Annotated in this window: 19 protein-coding genes and 1 pseudogene; 10 read left to right on the top strand and 10 right to left on the bottom strand. The window is 52.1% G+C overall.

What is annotated here, in order from left to right; genetic code table 11:
- The 3 genes and pseudogenes from H6F80_RS06225 to H6F80_RS06215 all read right to left on the bottom strand — a co-directional run.
- A pseudogene (locus H6F80_RS06225) lies at nucleotides 1-300 on the bottom strand (beta-glucosidase); the annotation flags it as partial.
- Nucleotides 297-812 (bottom strand): 30S ribosome-binding factor RbfA, encoded by a 516-nt coding sequence (gene rbfA, locus H6F80_RS06220; protein ID WP_190790719.1) that lies wholly within the window; start codon nucleotides 810-812, stop codon nucleotides 297-299. The pseudogene H6F80_RS06225 and the gene rbfA, both read right to left, overlap by 4 nt.
- 183 nt (nucleotides 813-995) lie before the next feature.
- Complete coding sequence (locus H6F80_RS06215) at nucleotides 996-1,199, bottom strand: DUF751 family protein (RefSeq protein ID WP_190790718.1); 204 nt, start codon at nucleotides 1,197-1,199, stop codon at nucleotides 996-998.
- Between the two features lie 250 nt (nucleotides 1,200-1,449).
- Here H6F80_RS06215 and H6F80_RS06210 point away from each other — a divergent pair, with 250 nt between their 5' ends.
- Nucleotides 1,450-2,265, top strand: coding sequence for a DNA adenine methylase (locus H6F80_RS06210; protein ID WP_190790717.1), 816 nt, complete (start codon nucleotides 1,450-1,452; stop codon nucleotides 2,263-2,265).
- A 190-nt stretch (nucleotides 2,266-2,455) separates the two neighbouring features.
- Nucleotides 2,456-2,713: a hypothetical protein gene (locus H6F80_RS06205; protein ID WP_190790716.1), complete on the top strand. Its 258-nt coding sequence runs from the start codon at nucleotides 2,456-2,458 to the stop codon at nucleotides 2,711-2,713.
- A 77-nt stretch (nucleotides 2,714-2,790) separates the two neighbouring features.
- On the opposite strand, the gene H6F80_RS06200 is transcribed toward H6F80_RS06205, so the two are convergent.
- Nucleotides 2,791-3,012 carry a hypothetical protein gene (locus H6F80_RS06200; RefSeq protein WP_190790715.1) on the bottom strand — a complete coding sequence of 74 codons (222 nt, stop codon included), beginning with the start codon at nucleotides 3,010-3,012 and terminating at the stop codon, nucleotides 2,791-2,793.
- Between the two features lie 125 nt (nucleotides 3,013-3,137).
- Between H6F80_RS06200 and H6F80_RS30280 the strand changes: the two genes are divergently transcribed.
- The 5 genes from H6F80_RS30280 (at nucleotide 3,138) to H6F80_RS06180 (ending at nucleotide 6,947) form a co-directional block, all read left to right on the top strand.
- Complete coding sequence (locus H6F80_RS30280; protein ID WP_277879052.1) at nucleotides 3,138-3,266, top strand: hypothetical protein; 129 nt, start codon at nucleotides 3,138-3,140, stop codon at nucleotides 3,264-3,266.
- 276 nt (nucleotides 3,267-3,542) lie between these two features.
- Nucleotides 3,543-4,829, top strand: a complete 1,287-nt coding sequence (locus H6F80_RS06195) for a glycoside hydrolase family 10-like protein (RefSeq protein WP_190790714.1) — start codon at nucleotides 3,543-3,545, stop codon at nucleotides 4,827-4,829.
- 151 nt (nucleotides 4,830-4,980) lie between these two features.
- A complete protein-coding gene (locus tag H6F80_RS06190; protein WP_190790713.1) occupies nucleotides 4,981-5,250 on the top strand; it encodes a hypothetical protein in 270 nt (89 codons plus the stop codon).
- A gap of 4 nt (nucleotides 5,251-5,254) precedes the next feature.
- Nucleotides 5,255-6,478: an urease accessory protein UreH domain-containing protein gene (locus tag H6F80_RS06185; protein WP_190790712.1), complete on the top strand. Its 1,224-nt coding sequence runs from the start codon at nucleotides 5,255-5,257 to the stop codon at nucleotides 6,476-6,478.
- Nucleotides 6,453-6,947: a hypothetical protein gene (locus H6F80_RS06180; protein ID WP_190790711.1), complete on the top strand. Its 495-nt coding sequence runs from the start codon at nucleotides 6,453-6,455 to the stop codon at nucleotides 6,945-6,947. The genes H6F80_RS06185 and H6F80_RS06180 overlap by 26 nt, the downstream gene beginning before the upstream one ends.
- A gap of 183 nt (nucleotides 6,948-7,130) precedes the next feature.
- Here H6F80_RS06180 and H6F80_RS06175 read toward each other — a convergent pair whose 3' ends face one another.
- On the bottom strand, nucleotides 7,131-9,170 hold the full coding sequence (locus H6F80_RS06175; protein ID WP_518523532.1) for an FAD-dependent oxidoreductase: 2,040 nt from the start codon (nucleotides 9,168-9,170) through the stop codon (nucleotides 7,131-7,133).
- Between the two features lie 271 nt (nucleotides 9,171-9,441).
- Between H6F80_RS06175 and H6F80_RS06170 the strand changes: the two genes are divergently transcribed.
- The gene (locus H6F80_RS06170; RefSeq protein ID WP_242067191.1) at nucleotides 9,442-10,005 is read left to right on the top strand and encodes a DM13 domain-containing protein; all 564 of its coding nucleotides are present in this window, start codon (nucleotides 9,442-9,444) and stop codon (nucleotides 10,003-10,005) included.
- 59 nt (nucleotides 10,006-10,064) lie between these two features.
- Here the strand turns inward: H6F80_RS06170 and H6F80_RS06165 are convergent, their stop codons facing one another.
- The 4 genes from H6F80_RS06165 to H6F80_RS06150 all read right to left on the bottom strand — a co-directional run bounded on the left by H6F80_RS06165 (nucleotide 10,065) and on the right by H6F80_RS06150 (nucleotide 13,118).
- Nucleotides 10,065-10,490: an ExbD/TolR family protein gene (locus H6F80_RS06165; RefSeq protein ID WP_190790710.1), complete on the bottom strand. Its 426-nt coding sequence runs from the start codon at nucleotides 10,488-10,490 to the stop codon at nucleotides 10,065-10,067.
- Between the two features lie 61 nt (nucleotides 10,491-10,551).
- On the bottom strand, nucleotides 10,552-10,959 hold the full coding sequence (locus H6F80_RS06160; protein WP_190790709.1) for an ExbD/TolR family protein: 408 nt from the start codon (nucleotides 10,957-10,959) through the stop codon (nucleotides 10,552-10,554).
- Nucleotides 10,960-10,974: 15 nt separating this feature from the next.
- Entirely contained in the window at nucleotides 10,975-11,676 is a 702-nt protein-coding gene (locus H6F80_RS06155; protein ID WP_190790708.1) for a MotA/TolQ/ExbB proton channel family protein, read from the bottom strand.
- Between the two features lie 164 nt (nucleotides 11,677-11,840).
- Nucleotides 11,841-13,118, bottom strand: a complete 1,278-nt coding sequence (locus H6F80_RS06150; protein ID WP_190790707.1) for a GTP cyclohydrolase II — start codon at nucleotides 13,116-13,118, stop codon at nucleotides 11,841-11,843.
- Nucleotides 13,119-13,287: 169 nt separating this feature from the next.
- Between H6F80_RS06150 and upp the strand changes: the two genes are divergently transcribed.
- Both upp and H6F80_RS06140 read left to right on the top strand, forming a co-directional pair.
- On the top strand, nucleotides 13,288-13,968 hold the full coding sequence (upp, locus tag H6F80_RS06145) for a uracil phosphoribosyltransferase (RefSeq protein ID WP_518523531.1): 681 nt from the start codon (nucleotides 13,288-13,290) through the stop codon (nucleotides 13,966-13,968).
- A 56-nt stretch (nucleotides 13,969-14,024) separates the two neighbouring features.
- Nucleotides 14,025-15,275, top strand: coding sequence for a URC4/urg3 family protein (locus H6F80_RS06140; RefSeq protein ID WP_190790706.1), 1,251 nt, complete (start codon nucleotides 14,025-14,027; stop codon nucleotides 15,273-15,275).
- Here the strand turns inward: H6F80_RS06140 and glyQ are convergent.
- Nucleotides 15,272-16,198 (bottom strand): glycine--tRNA ligase subunit alpha, encoded by a 927-nt coding sequence (gene glyQ, locus H6F80_RS06135; protein WP_199296408.1) that lies wholly within the window; start codon nucleotides 16,196-16,198, stop codon nucleotides 15,272-15,274. The genes H6F80_RS06140 and glyQ overlap by 4 nt on opposite strands.
- Nucleotides 16,199-16,286 lie beyond the last annotated feature (88 nt).

Raw genomic sequence — 16,286 nt, 5'->3', positions numbered from 1 at the left:
CTCTCCAACCCCTTCTTCAATGTCTGCCGCAATCACTAAAGGAATCTCTGCCCAGTCCTGAAGCTGCTGAGTTCGCAAGCCGATTTCTGCCGCACTGCCGCCCAGCAAAATCACGCCGCCCACGCCCAACTCTTGAATCGATCGCTGTAGCACCGCATGCGGAGCTTCCCATTGAGGATATTCAATCTGATGGTCAAACAAATGCCCAGAAGCGCGAACGACAATCATCTGGGCGATTTGCTGCCGCAGTGATAAAGTTTCCCAGTCGGGCAGAGCCGACAGTAGACCTGTTTTTGTCAAGGCTGGCTGTCCTTGTCTTCGAGTTCGTCTTCGTCGTCGAATTCGCCGTCTTCAAGATCGTCGTCGAGTTCTAGATCCGCGTCGTATTGCGCGTCGAGTTCGTCGTTAAGAGCGACGGCTTGATCATCAACCCCGATCGCCTCCTCATCGTCTGGTTTGCGCTCCTGGCTGAGCTGATTCAGCAGCGACAGCACTTTCGTTCCCCGCTCGATCGAGCGATCTTCGACAAAGATGACTTCAGGGGTGCGTCTTAGGCTCAGCCGTTGTCCCAACTCACTGCGGACATAGCCTGTTGCCGACTTTAGCCCTGCCATTGCTGCGGTTCGCGCTTCGTCCGATCCGTAGATGCTGACAAAGATTTTGGCGTGCTGCAAGTCGCCCGATACATCGACATCTGTAACGCTGACCATGCCGAGCCCGACGCGATCGTCCTTAATTCCGTTAAAGAGTAGCTGGCTGACCTCCCGCTTAATCAGTTCCGACACGCGGGCAACCCGACGACCAGTAGCCATAGTTCTCCTCCCAATAGTTCGCGACAGTCAGTTTTGCCCTGCACGGCTCAGGCTCTGCTCAAGATTAGCGGATGCCAGTTGCGATCGTGATGCCTCTTTGGGCAAATGTATTTTGGCTTCAAGAAATAATCTGCTTTTCCCTGGAGCGGCTCAGGATACTTCAAGACATCAAGCATCAGGACATTAAGCAGGACTCAATCCCAGCATGGCACGTAAAGTCAAGCCAAGAAACGTCAGGGCAGCCAACAGAAAAAGAACTGTTGCCACGGCAGTGACCGGACGCTTAAACAGAGGAACCAGCGGACTGAACATCGTCAGCAGCACGCCCAGCGAAAATGAAATGAGATAGCGGGGATAGCGAGAAACGTTATTTAAAAAGTCTTGCATGGAACAAATAATAATCGGGCAATGGACTTTGTTTATTGTACAAAACAAGGCTGAGGGTTTGATGAATGCAGATAAACTGCGCGATCGAATCTATCCGAAATGATCGATGAAGCGTTTTCGTTCAATTTCTCCCGGATGACTGAATTTCAGGCTTTGCTATACAATTTGAGTAGATCTGTCGTACTGATCCCCTGATTTTGTTTAGACAATTGATTCGATTGACGCGATCGATTAAGGAGCATCAGCATTCGTGAAGACTGCAAACGCCAGTCCAGCATTCCTCAATCCCCCACTCCTGAATCCTCCACTGAAGTGGGCTGGCGGTAAACGATGGCTTGTGCCGATGCTAATGGATTTCTGGCAACCCTATTCGCATCAGCGACTTGTAGAACCGTTTGTGGGAGGGATGGCAGTTGCGCTGGGTTTGCAACCCCGGCAGGCCGTGTTAAATGACCACAATCTGCATTTGATTAACTTTTATCGCTGGCTGCAAAAGGGACTTTGTATTGATATTCCATTAGAAAACAGCGCGGAGTATTACTACGGATGTCGAGAACGGTTTAATCAATTGATTCGAGACGGTCAGGCAAACAGTTCAGAGTCAGCAAAGCTGTTCTACTTCATGAATCGTACGGGATACAACGGCTTGTGCCGCTTCAATAATGGCAATCAGTTTAACGTTCCGTTCGGACGCTACAAAACCATTAACTACATCAGGGATTTCACAAGTTACGCTTCTGTTTTAAGAAGCTGGCAGTTTACCAGCAGCGATTTTTCTGCAATTCCCATTCTTCCAGGCGATTTTATCTATTCTGACCCGCCCTACGACGTAAAATTTACTCGCTACAGTGCTCAGGATTTTAAGTGGCAGGATCAGGTCAGATTAGCCGAATGGTTAGCGGCTCATCCTGGACCTGTAGTTGCCTCCAACCAGGCGACCGATCGCATTCTGAATCTCTATCAAAGCCTCGGTTTTGAAATCATATTCATTAATGCCCCCAGACGCATTTCCTGTACGGGCGATCGATCTCCTGCTAAAGAGGTTTTAGCCTACAAAGGAATCTGAGCGTAACTCTGATAGCAAGGGAAATTAGAAAGGGCAATAACAAGAAAGGGAAATAACGGAGGCAGTGCAGGACGCTACGACTGCTCAAACTCCCTCTAGCTTCTCCCTCTAGCTCCGCTTGAGACAGGGATATAATCGGCTTATTATCAATCGGAAGAATCGATCGCGTTTACCCTCGACAGGATATTGGATGTTCAAGGTTGTTACACCCCGCTACTCTCAGGAATTTGAGCGGTGGACTGATGCTCTCGAAACGGCAACGTCGCTCATGCCTCAGTGCAAAAAATGGACAGAAGATGTCAGAATCTACCTGCTTGGTGAACTGGTCTGGGTCTATAGCCGATCGCACAAATACCCGATGTATATTGGGGCAGGAATATACGATCGCTTGGCTCAGCTTTACCTTCAGGAAACCCTGGAAGCAGAGGCAGCAAAGGAAGAATCCTAGAAACTGTTTTTGCTGCATGTCCTAGATGCCTTTGCGGGATGGGTCTTTGCTAGATGTTTTCGAAGATTCCTGTGTATTTAGTCACACAGCTCATGAATCGCGTCGATCGCTTTTTGAATTAGGGCAACTAGCTCAGCTTCAGAGCCGTCAGAATGGAAAAGCTGCTGTGTTTCTTCGAGCAAAGTCTGTCCGGCAGTGTGCTGTTCCTCAGTGCGTTTCGTAGCGTGTTCCTCATGCAGTTTCTCATGCAATTCTTCAATAAGAGAAGTATCAAACAGGCGGAGAATTTGCTGCACCATGGGCTTAAAGTGGCTCAAGAACCACAAATAAGAACCATACAAATGTACTATAATCCTGCCAGGAATCAAGCTTCTGTACAGAAAAATTTACGCTTCCCTTCCTTCTCTCCCTTACCCCCGCTCCTATGAACCCTAAACTCGATCGTCCCCTCTGGAAAAATCGCTGGCTCAAATTCTCCTACGGTGCGCTGACCGGAATGGCGATCGTCCTCATCCTGGGGATCTTGCTCCTATCCACTTCGCAGAATGTTTAAGCAGTATGAAGCTAGACTTGGACAGCATTCTCCTTCATCTACCTAAAGAAGGCTGAAGCTTAAGCCAGTCCTGCCATTAAAGCAGTTCAGATACCATCTGACTATCAACGGTAATGGGAGGAACTTGACCAGTGATCAACGGCGATCGCATTTTTCAGGGGCAATGGTGAGAGTAGCGCAACTGCGAGTAAACTATAGGGCTAGTCAAGCTGACCAGCAGATAAATCTGTTGTAGATGTATCTGTGTATTTGACTCGCTCACTCCAGGTTCGACTGATGAAAGTACGTTTAATCCCTGACCACTGGCGACACCTGCTTGCCTTACAGTCAATCGCCCGGCAGTTTCCCAAAAGGGTAATCGCTTTACGGTATAAGGCATACGGCAACGGCGCGACCCGATCGAGGCTTCGGGTATTGCCTGCCCTGCTCTTTGTGGTGTCATTGGTGACCGTGCTGCTGGTGAGTACCGTTCCGGGGGCAACCGTTCAACCGCTTCGTTCAGAAATTCGTGGAGTTTGGCTCACGACCAACGATACGATCGTCCTTCGCGATCGAGCCAAAGTTCAAGATGCGATGGCGCAACTGCGGCGGTTAAACTTTAACACTGTCTATCCAGTTGTCTGGAATGCGGGTTATGCATTGTATCCCAGTGCGGTGGTCAGGCAGGCAGGCATTCAAAATTTTGTTTACCGGGGATTGCAGGGACAGGATATTCTTGCAGATTTGATTGCTCAGGGACACCAAAAAGGGTTACTGGTTGTTCCCTGGTTTGAGTTTGGCTTCATGGCTCCTCCCACCTCAGAGCTGGCATTACAGCATCCCGACTGGCTGACCCAGAAGCGAGATGGGGGTCAAACTTCGATCAGTGCGGCGGGTGAAGTGGTCTGGCTCAATCCGTTTCGTCCAGAGGTGCAGCAGTTCATTACCAGTCTGGTGCTGGAAATTATTACCCAATATGATGCCGATGGCATTCAGTTTGATGACCACATGAGCTTGCCTGCTGAGTTTGGGTATGACGATTACACGATCGCCCTCTACACTCAGGAAACAAAGAAGGCTCCTCCAAGTAATCCTCAAGATGCGGCATGGGTTCGCTGGCGAGCAGATAAGATTACGGCATTCATGACCAGACTGCACAAAGCCGTGAAAGAGCGGAACCCTCAGGCAGTGTTTTCGGTTTCTCCGAATTATTATGATTTTGCTTATCGGCTCCACTTACAGGATTGGCTCGCGTGGGTGCGGCAAAATTTGGTGGATGAACTGATTGTGCAGGTGTATCGATCGGACTTACAAAGTTTTCTGGAGCAAATTAACCGTTCCGAAATCCAGGAAACCCAGCGAAAAGTTCCTACAGGAATTGGCATTTTAACTGGGCTGAGGAATAATCCAGTCTCGATGCAGCGAATCCAGGCGCAGGTGCGGGCATCGCAGAGCCGCGGCTTGGGCGTATCGTTTTTCTATTACGAAAGCCTGTGGAATTACGCCTCAGAGCCAATCGCCGATCGACAGTCTGGGTTTCAAGCCCTCTTTCCATATCCGGCACTCCGCTCTGCGATTGAGTAAACTCTTGTTGCTTTCGCTGCTACCCAAAAATCTGCAATTCGGTTTCGCCCTTGTGCAAAGTCCCCGATAAGTTTTACAGCCTGTCTTTTGACAATCGGGTTTACGCTCCACGAGGATAGGGGAGTGCAACTTTTGGGCGAGAGGTCGATTGGTGAAGCGTGATTTCGCGTTGACGGCATTTTCTCTAATGTTCCTGCTCTGGTTTGTAATCAATCTGGCTCCTGGCCCTGCTCAGGCGTTGCTTAGTCGGGGGTTGCTTAGTCAGGGCATGATTCATCACGATTTGGGTGGGACGATCGCCGCCATCCAGGATGTTCAGCGGGCTGCCGACTGTTTTTGTCATCAGGGCATGATGCTGACGTATCAGAAAACCCCGGAATTGCTGGATCAGATTTGCGTTGTTGGGATGGCAGTGGGTTAAATCCATGCTCGATTTACTTTTGCTTGCCAGCCTTGGATTTCTCGGCAGTTTCGGACACTGTGCTGGGATGTGTGGTCCGATCGCGGCAGCGTTTTCCCTTTCAGATACAGCTCGAACCTCGCGGGGAGCAAAGCTGCGCTATCACCTGCTGCTCAACCTGGGACGCATTCTCAGCTATGCCCTGGTTGGCGGGGCGATCGGCGCATTGGGGTCGGTCTTGATTGCGGGCGGACAGATGGCTGGTGTAGGCAGTCTGCTGCGGCGTGGCATGGCGTTGCTGACTGGAAGTTTACTGATCTGGTTTGGCTTGGGTCAGGTAGCTCCGGGACTGCTGCCCAAACTGCCGTTTCTGCATCCTTTGCTTCAGGGAAAATGGCACGATCGCCTCAGCCAGAGCATGGTGAAGCTGTCGTTTGGCTCGCACTGGGGTACACCGTTTTTGCTGGGCAGCGTGTGGGGGCTGATTCCCTGCGGGTTTTTGTATGCAGCGCAAATCAAAGCAGCGGAAACCGGCAACCTCTGGTACGGCATGGCAAGTCTGTTGGCATTTGGAGTGGGGACAATGCCGATGATGGTGGGTGTGGGGGTGTCGATCGGATCAATCAGTGCCAATCGCCGCAGTCAGCTATTTCGGTTGGGTGGCTGGATTACGCTGCTGATTGGTATTCTCACCCTGATGCGAACAGGTGATATCATGACCGACTACACCGGGTATGGCGCGATCGTCTGTTTGATGCTGGCGTTGGCGGCGCGTCCGCTCGCTCGGCTCTGGGGAACGCTGTTGCGCTATCGGCGTGTCTTGGGCGTGAGTGCATTTCTGCTGGCGTTGGCGCATAGCCTGCACATGATCGAGCATTCCTGGCAGTGGAATTTTGACGCGCTGTTTTTTATGCCCGTTCCGTATCAAATTGGCATTGTCCTGGGCGGGATTGCGCTGCTGCTGATGTTACCTGCTGCCATAACCAGCTTCGATCGTGCCCAGCAAAAACTGGGGAAACTGTGGCGATCGATTCATCTGCTGTCGATTCCGGCGTTGATTCTGGTAGCCGTTCATACGATTACCGTCGGCTCTGAGTTTCTGGGTGCAATGCAGCCAACCGCCTGGAACTGGGGCTGGACGATTGGACTGGGAGCCACGGTGGCGCTCGTGCTGCTGCTGCGCTGCTCCTGGCTGTGGTCTATTTTTGCGTTAGAGAAGTTTTATGTTCCACCCGATCCAACCAAATAGTTTTTCCTTAAACCGTTCCTCAAAGCGGGTCTTCGCGATTCTGGGACTGGCATTGACGGTTACTCCTGCTTTGTATGGCGCGATCGGCTTTCAGCCCGTGACGGCTCATCAAGTCGAAACCTCCGGAAACGTAGGCGCGACGATTCACATTGAACCGAACGATCGCCCTCGTGCAGGTACGCCCAGCCTGGTCTGGTTTGCCTTAGTCAAACGCGGCGGACAGGCAATCCCGCTTTCGGACTGCAACTGTGCCCTGTCGATTTACACGCAGCCCCAACAATCAGGCGATCGACCAATTCAGCAGCCTGCTCTACGGGCGACCTCTGCCGCCGGGCGAGACAATCTTCCCAGCGCAACCGTGACCTTTCCCCGTGCTGGAACCTATGAGGTGGTGCTGCGCGGTAGTCCGAAGACGCCTGGCACGTTTAATCCGTTTCAGTTGAGCTATACGGTGACGATCGCCCAATAATCGCCCAATAATTCCTGAAATTTTTGGCGTGGCTGAATCGAAATATGAAGAACCCAAGTGAGCTCCTGCATCGCCCCCTAAATCCCCCAATGCTGAGGACTTGAGGAGTAGTTCCCCCCAAAGTTGGGGGGCTAGGGGGGCGAATCATACTCAAATTCAGCAACGCCAAATTTTTGACCCCATTTACCAGACGCGCCACTCGTCCCAATCCAAATTAAAGATCGAGGTATCTGGAAAGGCGATCGGGTTTTGGCGTGCCCGCAGGCGGGTTTGCAGTTCCGCAAGCTGGGGTTCGGGCAGGGGCAGATTGTCTACCAGCTCGTAAGGAAAGAGATTTTTTTCCAGGGCATAAGCGGCAGTTTCTCCGGCGGCGGCTCCGGCAGACCACTCAAAGGAATGGACGCGATAGGCAGCGGCAGCAATAAAGCTGGTGGCAATGCTCTTGCCTGTGACGATCAGGTTATCGATTTTCTGCGGAATCATTGCTCGCAGCGGAATTTGTGCCGGATAAGCTGAACCGTGTGCCCGCCGCATTCCTTCGCGTTCGGTGTTGCCGGGGGTTTCGGGCGGCGAAAGCGTCATGCAGGGGTGAAAGTCGATCGCATACTGAGCGATGCCCACCGCATCAGGATAAATGGTCGATCGCGTCCGGCGTGGAATCTGGTTCGCAGGAGTATCTTCCACGATCGCGTTGGTGGCTCCCAGGCCTGCCAGGGCAATCCGCAACTGTCGATACATCGCGTCCGGTAGGGTTTGCTGATAGTAGGAATCGTTGTAGTCTACCTGAGAGATATCAATTTCTGAAATCATAAAGCCGTTTTCGTCTCCGTAGGACGGACGACCCACAATCCGGCGCGACTCGCGGATATAGGGATATTTCGACAGTCCGTGCGCTGTTCCCATCGGAGCATCGAAGCCCTTCAGGTAGCGGTGATTGGGTGCGGGCTGCTTCTTGCCATTCCCCAACTGAGAATCTGTTGTGCCCTCGACCAACCAGTAATAGTAACCGAGCGCATTCTCCTCGCCCTTTCGCAGCGTGTCCGATCGCAGTCCGCCCATCCAGCCACCGGGTTGAAGCTGTCCGGTTTGCTGAAGCTGATCGCGGCTCAAAATCAAATTATCCGCAGCCGTTCCCGGACGGTAATCGTTGCCCCACGTCCAGTTCTGCATGGAAATATCGCCCGGTTTTGGATTTGATACACCGTTGCGACCTTTTTCCCTACGTGGTTTCGGGCTGAGAATGCGCCGATAGGTAAACACATAATCAAAGTTGGCGTTATCTCGCTCGTAGCTGTAATAAGGGGCATACTGCGGATAAAACGATGGCATCTCCTGGGGCTGCGGATTCTCAGTTTGCTCCATTGCAAAGGTATAGGTAAAGCCTTGGGTGCAGTACGGATCGCTTGTTTCACTGGGTGAGGAAGGATTGCGGTACGATCGCGGATCAATTCCCAGTCGGTAAGGCACATCTGCCAGAGCCACCAGTTCTCCGGTTTCCGTCGCGTCGATCACAAACCAGCGATTTTGATTTGCCAAAGGCACAAAGGAAATCACTGTTTTCTGAAACCGATCGGAATCCTCGTAGCGATAGGCATCCTCGATTGTCTGCGAAAGGGTTGCAGTATTGAGCGGCGGCTGACCGGGGGCAGGACGGTGTTGGAGGGCGATCGCCTGCTCGATCTGCTTGCCATTTGCACTCAGCTTCAAATCCTTTACCACGGTGGCAGGAAACCATTTCAGCTCTCCTTTGCCCTGCCGCTCGGCCTCCTTCAGCATCGACTGCAAAATTTCTGCCGCGTCTTCGGGCAAAAAACAGGATTCGCTCACCCAGCAGTCCCCCGGATTGAGCGTGCCGTATTTTTGCTCGATGCGCTGCCGTAGTTCCAGATAGCCGCGTGGATAGAACAAGAGCGATCGCTGTCGCTGTGCCTCATCCAGGGCAGAAGTGCCTTGAGCAGTGAGCTGTCCGCCCAGCCAGTCGGTAATTTCAGTCAGACATACGGTTTTGCCGTCTGATAAAGCTTCATAGGCAGCCGCAGTTCCGGCTAGTCCGCCGCCCACAATCAAAATTTCACAGTTTACGGTTTGGTCGGGCGTGGAAAGGCTGGGCTGAGCTTGCGCGAGAGCCAATGACACTAGGCTGGGATGGGAGACGATCGCCAGAAGCGTACCGAAAAAGGCAACCATCCGAACTTTAAGCCGGGAAAATTTGAGTCGAAACAAGGTTGGTCGAGAAAAGCGCATTATGAATACCGTATCTCGCTCTGTTGATCGAATGGACTCTCCTCGGATAGGTTCCCTGAAGGGCTGTCCTAAACGAGGTTTGACCCTGGGGGCGAATGTAGCACATCGGATCAAAATATTCTCTGAGAGCGTTTACGGAGTATAGGTGGTGCTGACTGTAGACCCTTTTGACAGACCCTTTTGGCTGCTACCGATCGTTTGTGCAGTTACGTTAATTAATTCCTTGTTGAGAACAAAAGCAGGAAGCAATATGAAATCTCGTCGCTTTGTCCTGGCTGCTGGCTCAAGTTTTATGGCAGTTTTGGCTACAGGCTGTGCCAGCAAATCAGTTTCTCAAAAATCTGCTCCTGCCCCGACCTCAGAGCGCCTGAATCAAAACGGTTCTCCTGGCGGGGAGGCAGCTTCTTCTCCAGCAAATCCTCCTAGCCCAACCCCTGAGGCAAGCGAGGAATTAATCCTGAGTTCTGGCAGTTTTGTTGCTGGCGAACATCCTACCCAGGGCACTGTTCGCATTACAAACCAGAGCGGCAAACGAGTTCTAGAGCTGGATCAAGCGTTTAAAACTTCAACTTTTGGACCCGATTTATTCGTTGTTTTGCATCGATCGCCCGATGTGATTGGTTCTACCGTTCCGCCTGCTTTTCCAATTAATGAAGGGGATTACGTTCTGTTGGCTCCGCTCAAAAGCTATAGCGGCGCGCAAAGCTATGACATTCCCGATAACGTAAAGCTTGATGAGTTTAAATCTGCGGCGATTTGGTGTCGTCTATTCAACGCGACATTTGGAGCAGCAACGCTAAAACCATCTGTTTAATTTGTTCGATGAATTGGTCTGGATTGGTCTGAATTGGGGATTCATTTGTGCGAATTGGGCTAATTTGGCCTCCGCTCGATCGCCAAAGAAACACGATCGCCGCCAATTCCTTGCATTGTTTTGAGCAGTTGAGCAACTGCATTGTACGTTAGTTCGCGATCGGCTTTCAGCAGCACTACTCCGTTTGGGTTTTCAGAGAGAAACTGCTGCATTTGTTGAGCAAGCTGATCGGAACTCACAGGTTGATTATTGATAATTGTTTGGCGATCGGCGTTCAGTCCAACCACCAGGGTCTTTAGCTTGGCAGATTCTCCGTCTGCCCCGGCTCCGCTCGTTCGCGGTAGATTTAGATTGAGAATTTGCTGTCCGGTCAGCGTCATCGACACGATGATAAAGAACGTCAGCACGGTCATCAGCACGTCCATCATCGGCACAAGGTTAACTTCTGGAAGTGGTGCCCCCGATCGTTTGTTTTTAAACCGCATCGTTTTGCCTGGAGTTTTTGCCTGAAGTTTTTGCCTGGAGTTTTGCCTGGGTAAGATTCTGCTACTCGATCGCCAGCGACACGCGATCGCCGCCTACATCCTTCATTTCGCCCAGTATTTGAATCACCTGCTCGTACGACAACTTCTGATCTGCCTGGAGCACGATCGCGCCTTTGGGCGTTTTCTCTAGATAGGCTTGGATGTTGGGCAGTAGCTCTGCTTTGGCGATCGGCTGATTGTTTAACAAAAGCTGATTCTCGGCTTGCATCTGGACGATGAGCGGTTCGGGCTGGGGTTCCGCAGGCGTGGCGGGCTGATTGGATGGAAGCTGAACCTGTACGCCCTGCTGGGTGGCTAACGTCATCGACACGATGATAAAGAATGTCAGCACGGTCATCAGCACATCCAGCATCGGCACAAGATTAACTTCTGGAAGCGAGCCGCTGCGGTGCTTTCGTTTAAATCGCATATCTGCTTAGTTCGATCATCTTCCGTCGTTGGGCAAAGCAGGAGCCGAGTGAGCCGCAGGCAGCAAATACGGAGCGTTTGCCTGGGAAGGCTCGTACCAGATCTGCCGATAAATGAGTTCCAGTTCGGTTCCCACTTCGGTGAAATAATCGACCTGATGCGTCTGGAAACTGGCCATCACTCGGTAGATCAGCAGCGCAATAATGGCGACAATCATCCCGGCTGCGGTCGTGATCAGTGCCTCGCCAATTCCACCTGCGGCTTTGGTTGCCTGTTCTGTCCCGCCTCCGCCACCAATATTCAGGTTATCAAAGGTAACGATCAGACCCGTCACGGTTCCCAGTAGCCCCAGCAAAGGCGCAACTGCCACCGTCGTTTCCAGCAGTTTGTCTCCTTTTCGCATCTGGGCAAATTCTTTCTCGCCTGCCGCTTCCATTGCCAGCCGGAAGGTTTCGGGGGTGGGTTGCTTTAGCCGCAGCGGAGCAAGCAGAAATCGACCGATCGGCAAATTCTGTGTTCTTTCAGCAATCCCTCGCGCATCATCCAGGCTAGATTTTGCGGCTGTCAGCACGTCATGCACTACCCGGTCTTCTTTGCTTTGAAGCTGATACCAAAACAAAGCCCGCTCCAGTGCGCAGGCGATCGTCGCCACTGAAAATCCCATCAATGGGATCATCACCGGACCGCCTTTTACCATCAGATCAAAAAAAGTAGCCATAGAGAAAAGCCAAAGGAACAAATCAATCGACGGTCAAAAGCAACTCCCAGATTAGGCATGAGAATCCCTAACGCTAGGATAACAGAGTCCCTGGCTGGAATTCGCTCTGCAAGCCGCGTTTAACTGCCAGGCCATCCGCGCCCGATAAAGATTTTGAGTTCCAATTAATACGATCGCCCCTTAATCTCCGCCAGTTCTTCTTCAGTCAGCACTTCATCCTTTGCAAAGTAGCCAGATGCTTTCTTTGCCTCGATTTCGACCTGGGCATCGGCGGGAATCAGTTCGGGCGGAATCGGGACGCGTTCCACGACCTCAATGCCGGAATGGGTAATGGCGTTGTATTTCATGTTGCTCATCGAGACGAGGCGATCGATCCGCGTAACGCCCAGCCAGTGCAGCACATCGGGCATTAATTCCTGGAAGCGCATATCCTGCACTCCGGCGACACACTCGGTTCGCATAAAGTAGGCATCTGCTCGATCGCCGCCTTCCTGACGTTTGCGGGCGTTGTACACTAGAAATTTCGTTACCTCGCCCAGTGCCCGCCCTTCTTTGCGGCAATAAACGATCACGCCTGCGCCGCCTTCCTGTGCTGTTTGAATGCAAACTTCGATGCCGTGAACCAGATAAGGACGACAGGTGCAAATATCCGAGCCGAACACATCCGAGCCGTTGCACTCGTCATGCACCCGCACCGCGAGAGGACAATCGGGATTGGTCACTGCTGTCGGATCACCAATGATATACACGGTCGTTCCGCCGATCGGCGGCAGAAAAACGTGCAGATCAGGACGGGTAACAAGTTCAGGAAACATTCCGCCCGTTTGCTGAAACAGCACTCGCCGCAGATCCCATTCGTCGATGTTTAGCCGCTTCGCAATGCCCGGCAGATACCACACGGGATCGAGCGCCGCTTTTGTCACCAGCAGGCTGGCATCGGCTTTGAGGATCTGACCGTCTGCCTGCAACCGTCCCTGAGCCATTTCTTCTTTGAGTTCAGGAATGTTGATATGTGCCTTGGTGATGGCGATCGTCGGCAGAATATCGTATTCATCAGAGCCAAAATTGCCAAATGCTTCTCCGGCAAGTGCCCCAAACGGATCGATCGACACAATTTTGTCAGGATTGCTCCAGCTTGGAAACGGGCCAATCTCCATTGTGGGAGCCGTATTGGTTAAGTCTGCTTTGTGCATCGGGTCAAGCACGCCACTTGCGACCGCCAGGGCACGATAAACACCATAAGAGCCTGCGTGGGAACCAATCACGTTGCGATATTTCTGGCTTCTAATTGAGCCAATGATGGGACCGCGTTCTTGAGGGGTTGCTGCTCCCCAGCGAATCGGGGCGACAGAGGTATTCTGAGCCTGATGCGAAGTCAGAATAATATGCTTGGATTTGCGAGATGACGGATTAGAGTTGGGTTGGGTTGGGCGATCGGTCATGGCTGCGCGTAATACCCCCTAGAGAGATGTATCGTATTGTAGTATCCGAAACCGCTCGATTTCTATCCGTTCAAAGACTCCAAATCTTTTCAAAAACTTTGCTTTCAGGAATTTTGGCAAGAATTGGCAAGAAAAAGAGCAGGGTTGAGTTGCCTGGTAAATAAACGCGATGAGTTCTAACGCGATGAGTGCAGACGCGATGAGTGCAAACGCGATGAGTGCAAACGTGACTGTGATTAGCCATCCGCTGGTGCAGCATAAGTTGAGCCTGATGCGCCGAGCCGATACCCACACTCAAGATTTCCGTCGCTTGCTGAAGGAAATTGCAATGCTGCTTGCCTACGAAGTGACGCGAGATCTCCCTCTGAAAAAAGAGGAAATCCAAACCCCACTGGCAACCATGCAGGCCCCGATGCTGGCAGCAGACAAAAAAATGGTGCTAGTTTCGATTATGCGGGCAGGTCAGGGCTTGCTCGACGGCATGATCGAGCTGATTCCTACCGCAAAAGTGGGACATATTGGACTTTATCGCCAACCCTCAACGCTGATGGTCGTCGAGTACTACCTGAAGCTGCCGCCCGATGTTGAACAGCGCGATATGCTCGTGGTCGATCCGATGCTGGCAACCGGAAACTCTGCCGTTGCTGCTGTCGATCGCCTCAAAGAAGCCAACCCCGCCTCGATCAAGTTTGTTTGTTTGCTGGCAGCCCCGGAAGGCCTTCAACATTTCCACGAACAGCACCCTGACGTACCGGTCTTTACCGCCTCGATCGATGAACGCTTAGATGAACACGGGTACATTATTCCAGGTCTGGGCGATGCAGGTGATCGGCTCTACGGCACAAAATAATCCTCGAACTCGTTGCACCCGAACCCCCACCCCCTAAGGCTGAAGGAAAAGGCTTGATGATCGGACTAGAGCAACTTCCCCCCACCGAACAAACCGTCATTCAATATTTACGATCGACTCAGGCAATCCGCGATCGATGCGGTACTCTATTCAATCTGGCAACTCAAGACCAGCTCGACCATTTTCGCTGCGATTTGACTCAGCTCGATTCTGCCGCAGACTATGTGATTCGAGTGATGCAAGCCAACTATCCCGACCTTAATGTGCCGTTCCACAGTCGCTGGCGACATTTTGAAGCAGGGGGCGTTGCGCGATCGGCAATTCTCGATCGTCTGCTGACCGATGCAACTCCTCTGGAACGCGCAAAAGCAAAGTTTGATCTGGCAATTACCAGCGTTTTGCTTGATGCCGGCGCAGGAGCCGACTGGCGCTATCGCGAAGCAGAAACCGGTCAGGATTTTCAGCGATCGGAAGGGCTAGCAGTCGCCAGCTTTCACTTATTCACATCGGGTGGCTTTTCCAGCGATCCTGCCCATCCACTTCAGGCAGATGCGATCGGTCTGCAAAATTTGAGCGAATCCCAATTTGCGGCAGGATTTCAAATCAGCGCAGATAACCCGCTCGTCGGGGTTGAGGGACGGCTTGCCCTCATGCACCAGCTCGGCAATGCTCTTCACCAGGCTCCGAGTTTATTTGGCACAGAAACGCCGCGCCCTGGCAATCTGGTCGATTATTTGCTTCAGACCTCCCAGCCCCCACTTTCGGCTCATCGCGTCTTTGAGGCAGTCTTAGCGGGCTTCAGCGAAATCTGGGCTGGCAGACAAACGATCGCAGGCGTTAATCTGGGCGATGTCTGGATTCACCCCGCCTTGCCTGATCGGGGAATTGGCTCTCAGCTCGTTCCTTTTCATAAGCTTTCCCAGTGGCTCACCTATTCGCTGCTGGAACCCTTGCAAGAGCTGGGCATTCTCATCACCGACCTCGACCAGCTCACCGGACTTCCCGAATATCGCAACGGGGGACTATGCCTTGATTGTGGCTTGCTTCAGCCCAAGCACGAAACGATCTTCAAAACCGCCTATTCCCCAGACTCGGAAGTCATTGTCGAATGGCGTGCCCTCACCGTCATCCTGCTTGATCGCATTGCCGATCGCATTCGCACAACGCTCAACCTTGATCAGCAAAGCCTCCCCCTGGCAAAAGTCTTGGAAGGTGGAACCTGGGCAGCCGGACGACAAATTGCCAAAGAAAAACGATCGGGCGGCATTCCCCCGATTCAAATCGTCAGCGACGGCACGGTTTTTTAAGCGGCTTGCGCTAGCTCACCCTTTAGCAGCGGAAAGCCCATTTCCTCGCGCTGCTTCAAATAAAGCTGTGCCACCTGTCTTGCTAAATTCCGAATCCGCAGAATGTACCGCGTCCGCTCCGTGACCGAGATAACGCCCCGCGCATCCAGTAGATTAAACGTGTGTGAACACTTCAGCACATGGTCAAATGCTGGTGCAACCAGTTCAAGCTTCATCAGCCGCTCTGCTTCCTTCTCGTACAGCCCAAACAGGGTGAACAGCAGCTCCGGGTCAGATGCCTCAAAGTTATAGCCGGAATTTTCGATCTCACTCTGCAAATGCACGTCTCCGTAGGTGAGGCGATCGTTCCACTGAATCTCAAAAATCGAATCGACTCCCTGCAAATACATCGTGAGCCGCTCCAGCCCGTAGGTGATTTCAACCGAAACCGGACGACAATCAATTCCGCCACACTGCTGGAAATAAGTAAACTGCGTCACCTCCATTCCGTCCAGCCAGACTTCCCAGCCTACCCCCCAGGCTCCAACGGCTGCGTCTTCCCAGTTGTCTTCGACAAAGCGAATATCGTGGTCTTCAGGCTGAATGCCCAATGCGCGCAGCGAATCCAGATAAACTTCCAGAATATTATCCGGCGATGGCTTGATTAAAACCTGGTACTGGTAATAGTGCTGCACCCGATTCGGGTTTTCTCCATACCGTCCATCTGCCGGACGGCGACAGGGTTCTACATACGCCACTGACCACGGTTCTGGACCAATCGCCCTCAAAAACGTGTGTGGACTCTTCGTGCCTGCTCCTTTTTCGGTGTCGTAAGGCTGAACGATTAAGCAGCCTCGATCGCTCCAAAACTGATGCAGCGTTGCAATCACTGACTGAAAATTCACGGCAGTCTCTTCCCCCAAACTCGCTTCAACCGAATTCATTGTGCCTCAAATCCGGCACGGGATGCTGCCCTCGCCACTGATATCGCTAGATGAATGACTGGATGAATGAACGGACAAATGAAACAAA

It is taken from the genome of Leptolyngbya sp. FACHB-711, from assembly GCF_014695615.1.
Taxonomy (GTDB): domain Bacteria; phylum Cyanobacteriota; class Cyanobacteriia; order Elainellales; family Elainellaceae; genus Leptolyngbya_A.
The sequence above is the reverse complement of the archived record's forward strand: the minus strand, read 5'-3'. Positions and strand labels throughout refer to the sequence as shown.